This is a genomic window from Methanosarcina sp., assembly GCF_028693135.1.
GTDB lineage: Archaea > Halobacteriota > Methanosarcinia > Methanosarcinales > Methanosarcinaceae > Methanosarcina.
The window spans coordinates 63944-82621 of sequence record NZ_JAQUVZ010000002.1; the positions used below are offsets into that span (position 1 = coordinate 63944).

Here is an 18678-nt window from a genome sequence, read left to right on the forward strand (position 1 = left end):
CCGTATATTCAGCTCGAATTTGATCTGGACTTGGTGCAAAAGTAAATTATTAGGCTGTATTTCTTACATGAATTCTTGTATCTGCACAAAACTTTTTTCCAGAAACTTTTGATTTAGAGCCTATCCGAAAAGTCAGTAATGCATGTTGAAAAGTCACAATAGGTCTATAATATCAGAGTATCCGTTCTGGTTTTGCATATTGCATATTGTAAAAGTTACAGAAGGTAACCACTTTTCGGATAGACTCTCAGCAAAAGAATTTAGTGTTATCTGAAAAACACTCTTTTTCACATTTTTTATTTTCATTTTTTTTTATTATCATTCTTTTTTGGAAATTAAGATTCTTAGGATAGAAGCCCGAACACATAAAGTAGCGCCGGCGCAAGAAAAACTGTAATCAGACCGGCAATCCCGATTGCAAGCCCACTCATTGCGCCTTCGGTTTCCCCGAGTTCTATTGCCCTTGTAGTCCCGAGAGCATGGGAAGCTGTGCCGATTGCAATGCCGACTGCAACCCTGTCTTTTATGCGGAAGCAGCGGCAGATAAACGGTCCGAGCACAGCCCCTATGATTCCTGTTACTACGATTGCAGCCACTGTTATTGCAGGCAGGCCGCCTATCTGTTTTGAAATCTCTATTCCTATGGGGGTGGTTACGGATTTCGGGACAAGAGAATTGGTTATGGTTTCATCAAGCCCTAAAAAGCTGGAGAAGATAAGAATGCTTGACATACCCGCAATGCAGCCTGCACTTATTCCTGTAATTATAGGAAGGGCATCGCTTTTAAGGAGCTGGATTTTTTTGTAAAGGGGCACGGCAAGGACAACGGTTGCAGGTCCGAGGAAGAAGGAAATGTAGTCTCCACCCACGTTATAAGTCTCAAAATCTATCCTGAAATAAAGGAGGAAAAAAATCACAAGCACAAAACCCACAAGAAGGGGATTGAAGATAGAAGAGCGGATCTTCTTATAGAGCAGGGTACCTATCTGAAAAGCGATTAAAGAGAGAAGAATCCCAAAAAGAGGCGTATTGAGAAACTGATTCAAAAAACCAGCCTGCACTTCAGATCACCTCTTCCGTTTTTATTTCACGTGCCTGTATTTTTTCTTGCACCTGCAATCTTTCGCATGTATGTGCTTTTGAAGGCTTTTTCCCTACTGTACCTTCTCCCTCTCCGGAAAAAGCCATCTTCATCGACTTTCTCTGGAGGAACTTTTTAACAAACTCTACTGTCAGACCGGTTACACCCAGAATTATCACTGTTGAGATAATGGAAACCCCGATGACTGCAGTCAATTTACCTTCAAGCACGGAAAAGCAGGTTATAAGGCTGACCCCTGCGGGAAGGAAGAAAAAAGCCAGGTTATCAAGCAGAAAATCGCTGATCCGGTCTATCATTTCGAGCTTGATTACACCGGTATACAGGCCGAAAAAAAGGATTAACATACCCAGGATATTGCCCGGAACAGGCAACTCGAATGCCTTTTGAAGTAATTCCCCCAGAAAATATATGCTAAGAATAATCGAAAATTGTTTTATCAAGACTTCTTTTGCCTCCTGTTGAGTGGAACTGGACTAAAGAAATCGGGTTATAAATACTTTCTTAATGCGGGGAAATTATTTACAGTGTAATTCAAACCGTTAGCACAACCCGGATCAAACCGTTAGCACAGCCTGATGATTTCGTTTTTCCGGATACTTTCACATCTCCGGATACAAACTGAAAGTTTTTAGGGGGCACAATAAATTCATATCGAGCAAACTCCTATTTTAATCGGGTGTTCTGATGGGAGATACGCACTTAGTATACATGGACCATGCAGCTACCACTTTTACAAATCCGGAAGTGGTTGAAACTATGCTGCCTTTTTTGAAAAAACATTTTGGGAATCCTTCTTCCCTGTACTCAATAGGCAGAGAAGGCAGGGAAGCTGTAGAAACCGCCAGGGAAAAGCTTGCAAAAGCTCTCGGGGCTAAACCTGAAGAAATTTACTTTACTTCGGGCGGAACCGAGTCCGATAACTGGGCTGTCAAAGGCACGGCTTTTGCCAGGCAAAAGAAAGGAAAGCACATAATCACCACGCCAATCGAACACCATGCAGTACTTTACCCCTGCGAGTATCTGGAAACGCAGGGTTTTGATGTAACCTATCTGCCTGTAGACAGGTACGGGCTTTTAGACCCTGCAGAGGTGGAAGCCGCAATAAGAAAGGATACGGTCCTGATTTCGGTCATGTATGCCAATAACGAAATCGGGACAATCGAACCCATTTTAGAGATAGGAAAGGTTGCCAGGGAACACAAAATTCCTTTTCATACCGATGCCGTACAGGTAATAGGGAAGGTCCCCCTTGACCTGCAGAGGGAGCATAAGGATGTGGACATACTCTCCCTTTCCTCGCATAAATTCTATGGGCCAAAAGGGGTCGGAGCCCTTTACATAAGAGAAGGGACCGAAATTGACAATTACATGCACGGGGGCGCGCAGGAGGGAGGAAAACGCGCAGGGACAGAGAATGTTGCCGGGATCCTGGGTATGGGAAAAGCAATAGAACTTGCAACTGCAAACATTGAGGAACATAATAAAAAGCTCAGGAAAATGAGAGACCGCCTCATGGCCGGAGTCCTTGAAATTCCTCACTGCAGGCTCAACGGGCATCCGGAAAAACGCCTTCCTGGGAACCTGAACTTCAGTTTTGAGTATATAGAAGGGGAATCCCTGCTGCTCATGCTTGACCAGATGGGAATCTGCTGTTCAACAGGCAGCGCCTGCTCTTCGGGTTCTTCGGACCCATCCCATGTGCTCAGGGCAATAGGAGTGCCCCCCAAAACCGCCCAGGGTTCGCTGCGCCTGACCCTCGGGGATGCAAACTCAGGAAAAGATATTGATTATGTACTGGAGGTACTGCCTGAGGTCGTTGGAAAATTGAGAGCTATATCTCCATTCTACAAACCTGCGGATAAGGGGAAATAAGGGAGAATAAGGAGGAATAAGAGAGAATACAGGGGAATAAGGAGGAATAAGGGAGAATAAGAGCCTATGAAAGCTTATAGGCCTGAGAAACAGATAGCAATCTAAGAAGCGAAAGAAAAGCGAGGGGATTTTGTGTATAATAAAAAAGTGATGGACCATTTTATGAATCCTAGAAACGTGGGGGAAATAGAAAATGCTGACGGCGTTGGAGAAGCCGGAAACCCCCATGGGGACCAGATGAAAATTTTTCTGAAAATCCGAGACAACAGGATTGAGGATGTAAAATTCAAGACATTTGGATGTGCAGCAGCAATCGCATCCAGCAGCATGGCAACCGAATTGATAAAAGGCAAGACCCTTGAAGAAGCCTGGGAGCTTACAAACGAGGAAGTCGCTGAAGCGCTTGAGGGGCTGCCTCCTGGAAAACTGGAGTGTTCAGTAGTGTCCAGGGAAGCCACCCACAGGGCAATCAATGAATATCGTAAAAAGCAGGGACTTGAACCTCTTGCAGAGCAGGCCTGAGAGAAAACACCTCACTTGACCTCCTGTAAGCCTCCTGAAGATCTTTAATCGTAAACTTGATAATAAGGATACCAGATCATACCCTATGAAAAAAATAGGAATCGCAATTACCGACCCGGAAGACTGGACAGCCCGGGCACTCACCAATGCAGCAAAGGAAAAAGGCTTTTCTCCCTTTGTTCTTGACCTCAGGACAGCAGAGGTCAGTGTAAATTCAAGAACTTCTGAGCCGGCAGCCTTTTTTAAAGCAGGGGAAATCATGCTCTCGGACCTTGATGCCCTTATTGTCAGAGATGCAGGGGCAGGGGCTTTTGAAGGAGTATCTTTCAGGTTTGATATCCTGAGGGAGCTGGAGGCAGAGGGAGTTCCGGTTATAAACTCCCCGGAAGCTATCCGGAATGCAGCAAACAAGTACCATGCTTCTTATCTCCTGGCAAGAGCCGGCCTTCCAGTACCTGAAACCATCGCCATCCAGAGTGTGGAGGCAGCCTTAAGGGTCGTATCCAGGTTCGGAGATGCTGTCATAAAACCTGTTTTTGGATACAAGGGAAAGGATATTGCAAGGGTAAAGGAAGGAGAAATCAGGTTTTCAGATAGAAAAACCGAGCCTGTACCCGTGGAAGAAGCTCTTAAAAGCCTACTTGAAGAGAGGGGGATGCTGTATATCCAGGAGTTTATAGAAAACCCTGGGAGGGATATAAGGGCTTTTGTTGTCGGAGGAACTGCAATAGGCGCAATTTACCGAAAAGCTGCGGCAGGTTCCTGGGTAAACAACCTCAGTCAGGGAGGAAGTGCAGACCGATGTGTGCTTACCGATGAACAAAAGGAAATTGCAGAAAAAGCTTCCCTTGCAGTAGGCACAACATTTGCAGGTATTGATATTATAGAAGGCCCTGAAGCCCAAACTGAAAATGAAACTAAAAAAATTGAAGATGGAAGCAAAGGGAATAAACAGGGTTCCCGGATACTGGAGGTCAATGGAACGCCGTCAGGAAAAGGTATTTTTGATGCATGGGGGATAAATCCTGCCGAATATATTCTGGAATACCTGCAAAATATTTTATGACTTAACTATAAATGGCATTGAAGGGAACATAATATATTTTAGGAAGATTTTTAATAGAGGTATTATCAAATCTGTGAACTATAGATCTGTGAAAACAGTACTAGCAGATTTATGAAAACAGTTTATCAGATATATAAACAGTAAAGCAGCCTGTAGAATTGAAGCGGTCTGAAGAAGGTTGTGAGAAAGCCTGAGAGAAATTCTCAAACTCGATCCGGAAAGGTTGCACAGAAAACATTTAAGATATAGGCTGCCTTTGAATAAGCCCGAGGCAAAAGATGAGTGAATACAAACAGTGTATAGTTACACGGGACGACCTGAAACTTTCCAAAGGTAAGTTTGCTGTACAGGTGGCTCATGCTGCTCTTTCTGCATCTGAATGGGCAAGCAAAAGCGACCTTGAAAAATGGAAGGAAGGCGGACAAAAAAAAGTTGTCCTGAAAGTTCCCACCCTTAAGGACCTTTATGAACTTAAGGAAAAAGCAAGACGGGAAGGGCTTCCGACCGCCCTGATACAGGACGCAGGACTTACTGAAATACCTTCAGGGACAGTCACAGTGCTCGGAATCGGACCGGCAAAAGAAGAGCTTATAGATAAGATTACGCGGGACCTGAAACTTGTTTAATTGCCAGAGTTCCCGGAGAAGGGGCTTAGAGACCCGTTTTAAAAGTGGGCAGGGGATACCTGAAGAGATGTTTTCACTGACAGAAGATAATTCTGCCTGTTATTCAATTCAGGAGGGTATGAATGATTAACCCGGAGTTTTCAAAAAAAAACGCAGCCTCGATAATTGCTGTCTTATGCATATGCCTTGTACTGGTTACAATGGCTGGATTTTTCTTTTCGGACTCGATTAACAATTTTACGCATGAGTTAAGAGATTGTTTTGGACTGTGTGAGGAGCCTGAAAGCTCTGAAGAGAAATTCATACCTGCTACGGCTTCTTTTACTTTTCCGGCAATACCTTCGTATTCCACTACGAAAAAAGAACTTACTCCTGTCCTGAGGACTCCACTACAGCCTGGTTTCTCTCTGAGTAGCAGTTATCAGACCTCAGAGTTTTACCAGGGTGGGATAAGTTATTTTAAAATAAGCATTAAAAACGAAGGCCGAAACCCAATCTTTATTGATAGATACGGAGTTTCTGTTAACGCCTCCGAAAACCAGGTCTTTTCCGAAGATTGTGGAGCTTTACTTATCCCTGGAGAAGAGCAGAATCTGGGAATAATCGCAGTTCAGGTACCTGAAGGAGAAAAAGCCAGCTTTAGCATCGTCCTCTGGCTGCTCGCCTCGACATCTGAAGGCAAATGGCATGAATACGATCCCTATTTTATGAAAGGGTACACTGCCGATCTGAAGCCAATGCCCGAAAAAAGTACTCCAAAATACAAATACAATCCTGCTTATTACTTTAAAAAAATAAACCGACTGGTGGAATCAGCCGAACCTACTGTAAGGAGTAAAGCAGCCGAAGTAGCCCGTTCATATCCTGGAGCTTATAATATATATCAGGTCTGTGCCCTCTTTGATATGGTAAAAGAAGAAGTCGAATATGTAAGTGACCCAAGGGGTAACGACATATGGGAACCAGCCAACGTTACTCTGAGGATAGGAGCCGGAGACTGTGAAGATCAGGCAATTCTCCTCTCATCCATGCTCGAAGCTGTGGGAGGCACAACTAGAGTCTATCTGACAGACACCCATGCCTTCGCAGCTGTCTATATAGGCAACGGAACCAATTCAACTGACACCGCAATTAAAGGAATAAGGGCTTATTACGGAAATGTTGATGTAAACTACCTGACCGACGAATACGGTTCCTGGCTCATGCTTGACCCTACTTCCAGCCTTTATGCAGGCGGACTTCCAGGAAAAACAGCTCAGGCAAAGGTTCAGGCAGTCGGAGAAAATGAAACTTACAGGAGCTGGACCTTCTTAAACACAAGCACAGTAAAAGTGATTGACATCAGCGTCATGCCAATGAAATAAATTAAAATTATTGACCCCGGAAGTACACGGGAAGAAAAAAACTTCCCTGGAAACTGTTGATCTGCACCATTAATCAACAGATCTTATCCTGTAAATTCTCAGTCAATAAATCCAGCCGTAAATTTCACCCAGTAAATTTTACCCAGTTAAATTTTACCCAGTTAAATTTCATCTAATTTATTTAAGGAGTGTTGGAAACCTATGGAAGTTCCGGAAATTGAAAAACAGATAGGAATGGATCTTTACTTTACTGATACCGAAGGGCTTGGAGGGCAGATCCGCCAGGAAATAGAGGATTTCATTGTAAAAGAGATCACAAACAGGGAGGAAGGAGAGGAAGGAAAATACCTCATCCTTGAACTTACAAAAAGGGACTGGGATACACATCATTTTACCCGGACCCTCTCAAAAATCCTGCAGGTAAGCCAGAAAAGAATCAGCGTTGCAGGCACAAAAGACAAACGGGCACTTACCACCCAGAAGATCAGCATATTTGATACCGATGCCTCGGAAATTGAAAGAATCCATTTAAAAGACATAGAGCTGAAAGTGCTGGGCCGCTCCCGGAAGTCTGTGGAACTTGGAGACCTGTGGGGAAATGATTTCATAATTACAATCCGGAATATTGAAAGTTCTCCCGAAGAGATAGCTTCTCTGCTCAAAAAGACAACTGACGAAATTCTTGCTCAGGGCGGCGTTCCCAACTTCTTCGGAGTCCAGCGTTTCGGCTCGGTTCGTCCTGTGACTCATCTGGTAGGAAAAGACATTGTTGAAGGAAACTTTGAAAAAGCAGCCCTCCGCTATATTGCCGAACCCTTCCCGGATGAACCGGAAGAAACAAAAAAAGCCCGCCAGTTTGTCCAAGAGACCCGCGATTATAAAGAGGGGCTGAAAACCTATCCCCTCCGCCTGGGCCACGAACGGGCAATGATGAACCACCTGATAGCAAACCCGGAAGATTATCCCGGAGCTTTCCGCGTGCTCCCCCAGAACCTCTACAGGATGTTCGTACACGGCTACCAGTCCTATATTTATAACATAATCCTCTGCCGCCGGATTGAACGTGGCATCCCCTTAAACCAGGCAGTAGACGGAGATCTCGTCTGCTTCAGGAACGATGCTGGCCTTCCGGATTCCTCAAAGACCGAAAAGGTCACAGCAGAAACCGTAAACGCCATGAATCGCCTGATAAAACTCGGCAGAGCCTTCATTACAGCCCCGCTTTCGGGCTTTAAGACTGCATTTGCATCCGGAGTTCCGGGAGAAATAGAAAACGAAGTCCTCAAAGAACTTGGAGTATCTCTCGAAGGCTTTGATATAGAAGAGTTCCCGGAAATGAGCTCGAAAGGCATCCGCAGGGAAGTCCTCCTGCAGGTGGAACCGAAGTTTGAGGTCTCGGAAGACGAGCTGAACCCCGGAAAATCAAAGGCAGTGCTTGAGTTCATGCTGCCAAAAGGGAGTTATGCAACAACCGTGCTGCGGGAATATATGAAAGTGGACCCGCTGCAGATGAGCTAAAATGAGCTGAATTTACAAAACACTCCGTCCCCGGAGTTTTCTTTTTTTAATTTTACCCCGGGAAGTCTTCAACTTCCCGGCACCCGGGCCCACCCAGGCTCAACACAGGCGAGTGAGTTTTCCTTAATGTCAAGACGGCAGGACTTAAACGTCAGGACTTTTAACTCAACAGGCTTTGAATTAGACCAGCCTGGACCCGAATAGTTTCGAAGGATTCTTATATCCCATTCTTCTACACCCCATAAATTATATTCAGCAAGAGACAGGGTGTGAAGGAACAATCGAGGAGAAAGCGGGATTAGAGATACAGATCGAAAACGGACACCTTTCCTGTGTCGGTGACCAGAATTCTTGAACTACTTTGAAAAACGGTGTCCTCCAGAGAGTCAGGAAGTTCTTCCCTGGCAAATTTGAGGTCATTTTTCGCAGAAAATCCCGCCGAAAAAGGTCTCTATAACCTTTGAGGGCTGTGAAGCAAACAAAAAGAAGAAAATCCTGACCAGGAAATCCCGGCCAGAAACTGAGACTGATAACTCAGGCGGTCAACGGAATTTTAATTAATTTTTCAATTAACCTTTACAGACCATGGCCTGCTTTCCGTTCCACTAACCTTCCATACAGGTTTGCAACGAATATCGAATTTGTGAAGAACATTGCAGGTATGCCCACAAGTACAATTGAGAGGACTGCAAATATTATGACAAGAGCATACTGTTTCAGTACTGTAACAATATACTCTCCTGGATTGTCCCTGACGATGTTCAGTACATCAAATTCAAAGAAAGACTCGATGGTCTGTTTTCTGAAGAAATTAACCGCAAGCAGAGGGATCACAAAGAACCCTAACAGCAGATTGACAAGGTTCCCCAGGGTTTCATTAACATACGTTGTAGCAGACAGTATCACCATATATGCAATGTAGAATGGAAGAGCCTTCAGGAAAACCATGAACCCCAGTTTCAGGTCTTCCATAAAATCGAGTTTAATAAGCCCTTCATACCTGCCCTCAATAAATTCGTTAACAAGCCTTACAGCGTAACCGAAAAGTGCAAGCCATCCTATAATGGGAATAAATAACAGGAGTATGTAAAGAAGCCTTTGCGGCACTTTGAACGGATACTTAACAGCTTCAGAAAAACTTATGGTTTCTATAATAATCACCAGATATAGTTTTATTTATCAAGTATATAAAACCTCGTAAAAATAAAATCAAAGATGTATAGAAAGTTCAATAAATAAATTCAAAAAGATGCTGTCCATGAAAAAATAAAGCTGGTAAGCAACAATCAGGAAATTATGGAAAACGACATTCCGGAAATATACTTTTTAAGAACGAAAATATAGCCAGTTCGGCCTGAAAATACCACCCTTAGAACTTATTAATTAGCAAGAAAAAGAGAAAAAGGGAAAAATGAAAAATAGGTATTATGTTAAATGGAGATGTGTAATTTAAAGACCTATTTGTAAACAGTCTAAATTTGGTTTTTGAAATGGAAAGCTTTCAAATAAGGGTTTTTTTCTAACCCCTCCGGATCTTCTCATGAGTTTATTGAAAGAAAAACTTACCTGGTTATTTTTTCTGTTTATCTTTTCCAAGCATTTTCTTTACTTCCTTATCACCGGAAGAAGCTTTCTTCTGAAGTTTTTCCATATCTTTGCGAGCTCTGGAGTCAGAGATATGTTCCATATCTTTCTTAGCCATTGCCATATAACAAACCTTCAGCGAGATTGCTCATGCAACCTTATCGTAATGCTCCTGCAGTTTAAACTCTCTAACATATTGACATGAGTAGGTGCATTAAGTGTCATAAATATTTAATAGTTATGATCGAGAGGATAAAAATAAGGAGGTGCAAGGAAGAGGTGGAAAATATAGAAACATTTGAGCCTACTAATGTTTCCGGTTGAGAATAAATTTCCGGGACCGGGATTTTGAAGTTCCCGGACCCTCTCACGAATGTAAGAAAAAAAGGAGAAAGGTATCAAAGGATTATTTCTTCTTTTGCTTTGCAAGTTTCTTCTTTGCATCCTTGCTGCCTGCGGAAGCCAGTTTTTCCAGCTCTCCCATCTTTTCTTTCTTAGCGATCTTTCTCCGATCCATATCTTTTTTAGACATTGCCATTGTATATACCTTCATAAAGTGTGATGAAATCACAATACCTGTATATGCTACTGAAGTACAGTGCCGAAACAGATACCATTGTAATCTATTAGTCTCAGTTTTAGAAGTATTTATTATTTTCCCGCGAAAGGGGAACTCTTTGAATTTGGTAGGAGTTAATGAGTTAGAAACTGGCTTTTTAAATCCCATAAAGGATAAAAATCAGCCAAAAAGAGGATTAAAGAGATAAAAAATTCTCTTCAATCACTCTGGGGGGGTTACTGTCCTTCTCTTTCCTTCCTGTATTTGCACATTGCCCTGACGAGGCCCTTGAACGGGGGAGACGGCCTTCCCGGTCTTGACCTGAACTCCGGGTGGAACTGAGAAGCAAAGAAGAAACGCTTGTCAGGAATTTCGGCGATTTCCATCCTGTTTTTGTTTTTGCCGGAAAAGACTATGCCGAAGGATTCAAGCCTGTCCACGAAATCGGGGTTCACCTCATACCTATGGCGGTGGCGCTCGACAATGTAATTGGTGTCGTAGAGCTTTGTGGCAATGGACCCTTCCTTAAGGATGGCTTCGTAATCTCCAAGACGCATGGTGCCGCCCATATCCGCAACTCCGGTCTGCTCCGGGAGGATATCAATGACCGGATAAGGAGTATCTTCATCAAACTCCGTACTGTTTGCATTTTCCAGCTTCACCACATTTCGTGCAAATTCGATCACGGCAAGCTGCATACCAAGGCAGATCCCGAGGAAAGGAATATTGTTTTCTCTTGCAAATTTGATTGCAAGCATCTTTCCTTCAGTCCCACGTCCGCCAAAGCCACCGGGAATCAGGATTCCGTCGAACTGTATGAACTTTTCAACCTCTGCAGGATCTTCTTCCAGAGTCTCGGCCTCAACCATGGTGACCTCAACCCTGCACCCATTATCAATTCCGCCGTGCTTGACAGCCTCAAGTATACTGAGGTAAGAGTCCTCAAGGTTTGTGTATTTGCCTACAATTGCCAGCTTGACCTCGTCGGTTGTGGACTTCATCCTTGCAACCATCTCTCTCCACCCGCCGTCTTCAACACAGGACTCAAGTTTCAGATGCTTCATGAGCTGGGTGGTCAGTCCCTGCTCTTCAATGACAAGAGGCACGTCATAAATATCGTCTGCATCATAAGCGCTGATAACCAGTTCCTGTGGCACGTCGCAGAAAAGGGCAATCTTTTCCTTGGCGCTTTCCTGAAGAGGAATCTTTGACCTTGCAACGATTACTTCGGGGCTCAAACCAAGAGCTCGGAGTTCCTTCACCGAATGCTGGGAAGGCTTGGTTTTCTGTTCGCCCTGAAGGTCTTCCATGACAAGGGTAACATGAATAAATACAATATTTTCGGAAGGTTCTTCCCTGTGCATCTGGCGGACAGCCTCAAGAAAAGGCATGCTCTCAATGTCTCCGACAGTCCCTCCGATCTCAATAAGGCAAATATCAGCCCCGCTCCTGGCTGCAACCTTTCTTATTCTATTCTTGATCTCGTTTGTAATGTGGGGAATGATCTGGACGGTCTTTCCGAGGTAGTCTCCTCTTCTCTCCTTGGCGATTACTTCCTGGTAAACCTTGCCTGTGGTGAGATTGTGATCTCTGGTAAGTTCCGTGTCAAGGAACCTCTCATAGTTTCCGAGATCCAGGTCAACTTCGCCTCCGTCCCTGAGCACAAAAACTTCCCCGTGCTGGTAGGGGCTCATGGTACCTGCATCAATATTGATGTAAGGGTCAATCTTGATAGCCGTAACTTTATAACCTTTATTTTTAAGGTTTCTGCCGATGGACGCGATGGTGATACCCTTCCCAAGCCCGCTCATCACCCCACCGGTAACTACGATATATTTCATGGGTAAGCTTCCTCGATAATTTTTCCAATAAAAGGTTTTAGATCAAAAGATTCCTGTGAACTTTAGACTAAAAAGCAATCAGATGAATAAAACATACAAATTTTTTACGTCAATTCTTGCGTACGAACACAATACCAATATCTTCATGATATAAAAATTACTCTCTAATTCCAGAACGGAAAATCTCAAATAGCAAACGAAAAACAAAGTAAACTTGCGGCAAACGAAAACCAGAGCAAGCTTACAAAAAAAACTAAAAAAGAACTTAGAAAGCTTGATCCCTAATTAAAAAAAGAAGGAAATTCAGATAAGCTCGCTTATCTGAGATCTCAGTTAGCTGAAAATATTATTTTCCTGAAAGTCTCATTTTAGCCGGGAATATATTTCATCCGGACTGCAAAATTAGGTATGAGACCGGTTTTCCGGAATTGCTCAGCCTTCTTCCATAATTTTTAGCAGGATGTAGGTTGTACAGGTCACAAACAGGATTGAGAATAAGAGGGCCTGAGTAAAGCTGACACTGAACTGGAGTCCAGCTGGCAGAATGAAGTAAAGGAAGAAGAAGAATACAAGCAGTAAAAAACCTCCAAAAGCCAGGGCAAGAGGGAGCCTTTCGTTCTGCCCCATACCTTTTCGGGCTCTTTTTCCCGAAGTGGATGAAACCCCTCCCTTAAAATTTTTCAGGACGGATGATGAAATCCCACCAAATCCGCTTCCTGTCCTTGGGCGAGAAGCTTTTTTTACAGGCTCTGCTATTGAAGGCCTTGAGGGCTTAAACTCTTCCGTGTCTTCTCTCCATTTTGCAGGCTCGTCCTTTGAAGGCTCCTGCGGCTTTGCCTCCACCTTTCCAAGCTGGACTGGAAAACCTTTCTTTTTTGAGCCGTAACCTGCAGTGATAAAGATCTGACCCTTTGTAAGCATCCTGCCTTCCTGTGGGATTCTTGCAACTGCAGAAACGTATTCCTTCTGGAGAACATAGGGATTATCCCGCAAAAAAGTGATCTGGCCTTTTAGTTCTTCACTCACGGAAAGGTGAATGTGGGTTGGAGACCCGTAATTTGTAACCAGGATTTCGAAAGTCTGCTCTCCACCTGGATAAAGAGCAATCTCAATGCTCTCTTTTTCAAACTCAATAGAGTTTATTTCCTGCCGGTTAATGATAACATTCTGGAATATCTGCTCCAAGTTAAACCCTCACATCAGTTCCTGAGGTCTGGAGGAAGCAAATTCGGAATTCCCTCATCTATGGGATAATGCTCTTTACAAACAGGGCAGTAGAGAGTTCCGGATATGACCTCTTCTTCATTTTCTTCAACAACGTTCAAAATCAGGTCGCCCTTACATATAGGGCAAGCCAGAATATCCATAAGATCTTTTTTCACAAAAATTCACCATCAAAGCCACTTTTGCGATAGGGAAGACAAAATTTTACATTTCGCAGGGATAATTATAATTTTTCCTGATTCCAGTTGACTTCTTTGTCCTTTACTTCTTTGTCCTTTACTTCTTTGTCCTTTACTTCTTTTTCCTTTAAGATGTGTACCTTACACAATATTTACCTTTAATCTTACCTTTAACCCTCGTATTGTTCACTCAGGGTATTTATCTTATTCTCTGATTCCGGATCCTTGATTTTATTTTGTCCCGGGTAATTCTTATCCCATGATTTGATTCTGTCCCTCATATCCCTTCATTGGATTTTATTTTATCCCCGGATTCCTAAATCCTTTGATTGGATTTATTTCCGGTATCCCTTATTTATCAGATTTTACATTTTCCAGGGTGTCCCTTATAATCGTATTTTATCTTATCCTGAGCTTTACTTTTGCCTGTGTACTTACAAATTATTTATGATTTGAGTTTTCATCCATTATCTCCAGAAAAAACAACTTTAAACAACTTAAAAAATATATTAACAGGAACTATTTTTTCGGAAAGTTTATAAAAAATAACATTTATGGATTTAAATATTTTACTTTAAAAGTTTTAGGTTTAGAATAGAATATCCAAAATAAAAGAGAAAACTGATTCTATTTTTTTCAGTACAATGGTTCTTAGAACTCAACTTTTCAACCTGGGAACCGAAACTCTATGAAAAAATCCAAGAACTTAAAGAAAAAAGTGTGGGATATGAAATGAAATCTAAAGCATATGAGAGAAGCATAGACCCTGCCAGCAGTACCATGCTACGGAAAGCCGAAAATGAAGGGATAGAAACAGCGTGGGACCGCTATGAGAAACAACTGCCTCAGTGTAGTTTCGGGCAGCTTGGAATCTGCTGCCGGAACTGCAATATGGGCCCCTGCAGGATAGACCCCTTTGGAGAAGGGGCGGATAAGGGAATATGTGGGGCAACGGCAGACATCATTGTCGCTAGAAACCTCCTAAGGATGATTGCCGCAGGGGCAGCAGCTCACTCCGACCACGCACGGGATGCCGTACTGACCTTCAAGAAAATGACCGTCGGAGAAGCCGGAAGTTACAGCATAAAGGACGAGGCAAAACTGACAGCCCTTGCAGCCGAATACGGAATTCAGGTTGAAGAAAGAAGCAAGGAAGAAATAGCAGCCGAACTGGCAGACGCCCTTATTGCCGAGTTCGGAAAGCAGGAAGGACCGATCCAGTTTACCCGCCGGGCTCCCGTAGAAAGAGTTAAGCTCTGGACGAAAGTCGGGATTGACCCGAGAGGCGTTGACCGGGAAATAGTGGAATGCATGCACAGGACCCATATCGGCGTGGACAACGACCCGACCCATATCCTCCTGCACGGGCTCAGGACCAGCCTTTCGGACGGCTGGGGCGGATCCATGATCGCAACGGACGTCCAGGACGTGCTTTTCGGGACCCCGACTCCGATCAAATCCACCGTAAACCTCGGGGTGCTTGCCGAAGACAAGGTTAACCTTGTAATGCACGGACACGAATCCATCCTCTCGGAAATGATTCTGGAAGCTTCCGATGACCCCGAAATTCTGAAGCTTGCAAAGGAAAAAGGAGCAAAAGGAATTAACATTGTAGGCATGTGCTGCACCGGAAACGAGACCCTCATGCGCCATGGGATTCCCACAGCAGGAAACTTCCTCCAGCAGGAACTTGCCGTCATAACCGGAGCCGTGGAGGCCATGGTCGTGGACGTGCAGTGCATCATGCCGGCCCTCGGGACACTTACTAGCTGCTACCACACGAAATTCATCTCAACCTCCCCGAAAGCCGATTTCCCAGGAACCGTGAGAATGGAGTTCCACGAAGAAACCGCTTATGAGATCGCAAAAGAGATCGTAAGGACCGCGGTCGAAAACTACCCTAACAGGAACCCTGCAAGAGTCAACATCCCGGACGAGAAGCAGGAATGCATGGTCGGTTTCAGCGCCGAAGCCATCCTCGCTGCCCTCGGAGGGACCCCTGCCCCCCTCATCAACGCCATAACAGGGGGAGCCGTAAAGGGTATCGGAGCAGTCGTGGGCTGCAACAATGTCAAGGTAAAGCACAACTACGGGCACGTCAACCTTGTGAAAGAACTGATTAAAAACAATGTTCTGGTAGTAACCACAGGCTGCAATGCCATAGCTTGCGCCGAAGCCGGACTTCTGATGCCGGAAGCAGCTGCCATGGCAGGGGATGGATTAAAAGGAGTCTGTGAGGCCCTGGGCATTCCCCCGGTCCTGCACATGGGTTCCTGTGTGGACATAAGCCGCATCCTGCTGCTCGCCTCAGCTGTTGCAAAGGCCCTCGGAGTGGACATAAGTGACCTGCCCGCTGCCGGAGCAGCCCCTGAATGGATGAGTGAAAAAGCTGTGAGTATAGGAGTATACGTGGTCGCCTCCGGGGTCTATACCGTACTCGGGACAGTCCCTCCTGTGCTTGGAAGCTCCGAGGTTACAAAGCTTCTCACAGAGGGACTGGACAAAGTTGTGGGAGCCACTTTTGCCGTTGAACCGGACCCCTTCAAGGCAGCAAACCTGATGCTCAAACATATCGAAGGAAAAAGAAGGGATCTTGGCCTTAAACCCTGAGAGGTGAAGCCGTATGAAAGAAGTATTGATCCGACCGGAACTCTGCATGGGCTGCCGTTCCTGCGAAATCGCCTGTGCTGTTGAACACTCCGAAAGTAAGAACCTTTTTGCAGCCATCATGGAAAAACCGACACCTCAGAAACGGATATATGTTGAATATGTCCCCGAATATAATGCAGCCATTCCCATGACCTGCAGGCACTGTGAGGATGCCCCTTGCACAACCGTCTGCCCCACAAAAGCCCTGAAACAGGATGAAATCACAAGGGTGGTTACCCATAGCACGGACCTCTGCATAGGTTGCTGGGCCTGTTCTATGGTCTGCAACTACGGTGTGATCGGCCGACAGAAAGAAGCAAGAGTAGCCGTGAAATGCAACCTCTGTCCGGGTAGGGAAATCCCCGCCTGCGTGGAGGCCTGCCCCACAAATGCCCTTGTCTTTTTAGAGGTCAAGAAGCTCTCGGGGGTAAAACGCACAGAAGCTGCCCTGAAACTGGCAAGGGGAATGCAGGGAAAAGCCCTCTGAAAAACCCCAACCTTTTCCTAAGAGCACCGGGAGCCAGAAGATATGGAAGAGAAAAACCTGTATCCTACCATCTGCCCTTACTGTAGCCTGGGCTGTGGATTTTTTCTTGAGGTAAAGGAGGGAAAAGTTGCAGGGCTCAGTTATATGCCCGGACATCCGGTAAATGAAGGGAGCCTCTGCCCCAAAGGCAATGCGTCTACGGAGGTCCTGACCCACCCTGACCGGTTGCTGCACCCCCTCCTGAAGACTGAAAACGGCTGGAAAGAAATCAGCTGGGAAGAAGCCCTGAGCCTGGCGGCGGCAAAAATGGGTTCCGTCCTGCAGGAATACGGTCCTGATGCCCTTGCATTTCTGGGCTCTGCCAAGTGCAGCAATGAAGAAAATTACCTGTTCCAGAAAATTGCCAGGCTGCTCGGGACAAATAATGTGGATAATTGTGCAAGACTCTGCCATGCTTCGACCCTGACAGGACTCGGAAAGAGCCTAGGGGCAGGAGCCATGACAAACCCGCTCTCAGACCTTGAGAACTCCGATTGCATCTTCGTGGTGGGGTCGAATTTTGCAGAAAACCATCCTGTCATATCCCGCTGGATTCTGCGGGCAAAGGAACGCGGAGCATTTGTGATTGTGGCTGATCCCCGCCGGACCCCCAGCACCTGGCTTTCGGACCTGTTCCTCAGGCTCAAGCCGGGCACGGACATTGCCCTATTAAACGGGATGATGCATGTGATAGTGTCCGAAGGGCTCCTGGACAGGGAGTTTATCCGGAAAAGGACCAGGGATTTTGAAGGGTTTGAAAGAATCCTGTCCGAATATTCCCCTGAAGCCGCATCCGCAATCACAGGCGTTCCTGCCGGAGACATAATTAAGGCAGCCCGGGAGTATGCAAAGGCAGATGCTGCAGCAATCCTCTATTCCATGGGGATCACCCAGCACATATCGGGCACTGACAACGTTATCGCCTGTTCGGATCTTGCCCTTATCTGCGGGCAGGTGGGGAAAAAGGGAGCAGGTATTTTTCCCCTGAGGGGACAGAACAATGTGCAGGGAGCCTGCGATATGGGATCCCTTGCCGAATACTTCCCGGGGTACGGAAAAGTTGGGGATAAGGAAGCAGCTGCAAGGCTGAAGAAAATCTGGGCAGCTGAAAAACTTTCGGAAAAACCCGGCCTTACGACCGCGAAAATGAGTGAGGCTGCTCGTGCAGGAAAGCTTAAAGCCCTCTACCTGCTCGGAGAAGACCCGGTAAACTCGCATCCAGATTCTCTCAATGTAAGAAAAGCCCTGGAAAAACTGGACTTTCTGGTAGTACAGGACATTTTCATGACAGATACAGCTGAATATGCCGACCTGATATTGCCAGCTGCCGCCTGGGCGGAAAAAGAAGGAAGCTTTACATCTACCGAACGACGGGTCCAGTGGATTTCAAGGGCTATTGCCCCACCGGGAGAAGCAAAAGCCGACCTTGACATCCTTTTGGGGTTTGCAGAAAAGCTAGGGTTGGGTCTTGAATACAGGGATGCCGGAGAGGTGCTTGCCGAAATTTCCCGGGTAGTCCCAATGTACGGAGGCATAACAAAAGAGAGGCTGCTGCAAGCGTACAGAGTAAGCTGGCCCTGTCCCGAGACCGGGCATCCAGGGACCCCGATCCTGCACACGGAAAGGTTCAACACCCCAGATGGGTTAGCCAGGCTGATTCCGGTGGAATACAGAAGTCCTGCCGAGAGCCCCGATCCAGCCTACCCTTTTTTGCTTACAACAGGCAGGACCGGGCTTCACTATAACGGAGGTTCCATGAGCAAGCGGAGCAGTTTCCTGCTGGAAAAAGAACCTGAACTCTTTGTGGAAATCAACCCTTCGGACGCACAGACCATGGAAATCGAAGAAGGAAACAACATTATACTGGAAACCCGACGTGGAAGCACACAGGCAAAAGCCAGGCTGACTGAAAGGGTAAGCAGGGGAGTACTTTTCATGCCTTTCCATTTTTCGGGGACAAACATGCTGACAGGAGACGCCCTTGACAGGGAAGCCGGAATTCCCGAATTCAAAGTCTCAGCCTGTCGGGTAAGGAGGGTATGAGAA

17 protein-coding genes are annotated in these 18678 nt (G+C 45.5%); 9 read left to right on the forward strand and 8 right to left on the reverse strand.

The genetic code is table 11. From position 1 onward, the window contains the following. Positions 1–344: 344 nt before the first annotated feature. Complete coding sequence (locus PHF18_RS01395) at positions 345–1061, reverse strand: LrgB family protein (RefSeq protein WP_367279122.1); 717 nt, start codon at positions 1059–1061, stop codon at positions 345–347. Position 1062: 1 nt separating this feature from the next. Further along, the gene (locus PHF18_RS01400) at positions 1063–1542 is read right to left on the reverse strand and encodes a CidA/LrgA family protein (RefSeq protein WP_300097413.1); all 480 of its coding nucleotides are present in this window, start codon (positions 1540–1542) and stop codon (positions 1063–1065) included. Positions 1543–1786: 244 nt separating this feature from the next. Between PHF18_RS01400 and nifS the strand changes: the two genes are divergently transcribed. The 6 genes from nifS (at position 1787) to truD (ending at position 8070) form a co-directional block, all read left to right on the forward strand. Then, the gene (nifS, locus tag PHF18_RS01405; protein WP_300097415.1) at positions 1787–2974 is read left to right on the forward strand and encodes a cysteine desulfurase NifS; all 1188 of its coding nucleotides are present in this window, start codon (positions 1787–1789) and stop codon (positions 2972–2974) included. 132 nt (positions 2975–3106) lie between these two features. Continuing rightward, on the forward strand, positions 3107–3496 hold the full coding sequence (nifU, locus tag PHF18_RS01410) for a Fe-S cluster assembly scaffold protein NifU (RefSeq protein WP_300097417.1): 390 nt from the start codon (positions 3107–3109) through the stop codon (positions 3494–3496). A gap of 85 nt (positions 3497–3581) precedes the next feature. Further along, positions 3582–4562: a tetrahydromethanopterin:alpha-L-glutamate ligase gene (mptN, locus tag PHF18_RS01415; RefSeq protein ID WP_300097419.1), complete on the forward strand. Its 981-nt coding sequence runs from the start codon at positions 3582–3584 to the stop codon at positions 4560–4562. Between the two features lie 278 nt (positions 4563–4840). Then, the gene (pth2, locus tag PHF18_RS01420; RefSeq protein WP_300097422.1) at positions 4841–5188 is read left to right on the forward strand and encodes a peptidyl-tRNA hydrolase Pth2; all 348 of its coding nucleotides are present in this window, start codon (positions 4841–4843) and stop codon (positions 5186–5188) included. 122 nt (positions 5189–5310) lie between these two features. Further along, a complete protein-coding gene (locus PHF18_RS01425; RefSeq protein ID WP_300097424.1) occupies positions 5311–6552 on the forward strand; it encodes a transglutaminase family protein in 1242 nt (413 codons plus the stop codon). A gap of 201 nt (positions 6553–6753) precedes the next feature. Then, the gene (gene truD, locus PHF18_RS01430) at positions 6754–8070 is read left to right on the forward strand and encodes a tRNA pseudouridine(13) synthase TruD (protein WP_300097426.1); all 1317 of its coding nucleotides are present in this window, start codon (positions 6754–6756) and stop codon (positions 8068–8070) included. 576 nt (positions 8071–8646) lie between these two features. On the opposite strand, the gene PHF18_RS01435 is transcribed toward truD, so the two are convergent. The 6 genes from PHF18_RS01435 to PHF18_RS01460 all read right to left on the reverse strand — a co-directional run bounded on the left by PHF18_RS01435 (position 8647) and on the right by PHF18_RS01460 (position 13436). After that, the gene (locus PHF18_RS01435) at positions 8647–9231 is read right to left on the reverse strand and encodes a DUF4013 domain-containing protein (protein ID WP_300097428.1); all 585 of its coding nucleotides are present in this window, start codon (positions 9229–9231) and stop codon (positions 8647–8649) included. A gap of 409 nt (positions 9232–9640) precedes the next feature. Beyond that, entirely contained in the window at positions 9641–9778 is a 138-nt protein-coding gene (locus tag PHF18_RS01440; RefSeq protein WP_300097430.1) for a hypothetical protein, read from the reverse strand. Between the two features lie 282 nt (positions 9779–10060). Further along, positions 10061–10207, reverse strand: coding sequence for a hypothetical protein (locus PHF18_RS01445; RefSeq protein WP_300097432.1), 147 nt, complete (start codon positions 10205–10207; stop codon positions 10061–10063). Between the two features lie 242 nt (positions 10208–10449). Beyond that, positions 10450–12054, reverse strand: coding sequence for a glutamine hydrolyzing CTP synthase (gene pyrG / locus PHF18_RS01450; protein WP_300097434.1), 1605 nt, complete (start codon positions 12052–12054; stop codon positions 10450–10452). A gap of 432 nt (positions 12055–12486) precedes the next feature. Further along, the gene (locus PHF18_RS01455) at positions 12487–13239 is read right to left on the reverse strand and encodes a hypothetical protein (protein WP_300097436.1); all 753 of its coding nucleotides are present in this window, start codon (positions 13237–13239) and stop codon (positions 12487–12489) included. 14 nt (positions 13240–13253) lie between these two features. Next, on the reverse strand, positions 13254–13436 hold the full coding sequence (locus PHF18_RS01460) for a methytransferase partner Trm112 (protein WP_048125814.1): 183 nt from the start codon (positions 13434–13436) through the stop codon (positions 13254–13256). A gap of 753 nt (positions 13437–14189) precedes the next feature. Between PHF18_RS01460 and cooS the strand changes: the two genes are divergently transcribed. From cooS to fdhF, 3 genes are read left to right on the forward strand one after another with little or no spacing between them, the layout of a single operon-like run. Then, positions 14190–16067 carry an anaerobic carbon-monoxide dehydrogenase catalytic subunit gene (gene cooS / locus PHF18_RS01465; protein WP_300097441.1) on the forward strand — a complete coding sequence of 626 codons (1878 nt, stop codon included), beginning with the start codon at positions 14190–14192 and terminating at the stop codon, positions 16065–16067. A gap of 13 nt (positions 16068–16080) precedes the next feature. Further along, a complete protein-coding gene (locus PHF18_RS01470; protein WP_300097443.1) occupies positions 16081–16593 on the forward strand; it encodes a 4Fe-4S dicluster domain-containing protein in 513 nt (170 codons plus the stop codon). A 42-nt stretch (positions 16594–16635) separates the two neighbouring features. Next, on the forward strand, positions 16636–18675 hold the full coding sequence (gene fdhF / locus PHF18_RS01475; protein WP_300097445.1) for a formate dehydrogenase subunit alpha: 2040 nt from the start codon (positions 16636–16638) through the stop codon (positions 18673–18675). Positions 18676–18678 lie beyond the last annotated feature (3 nt).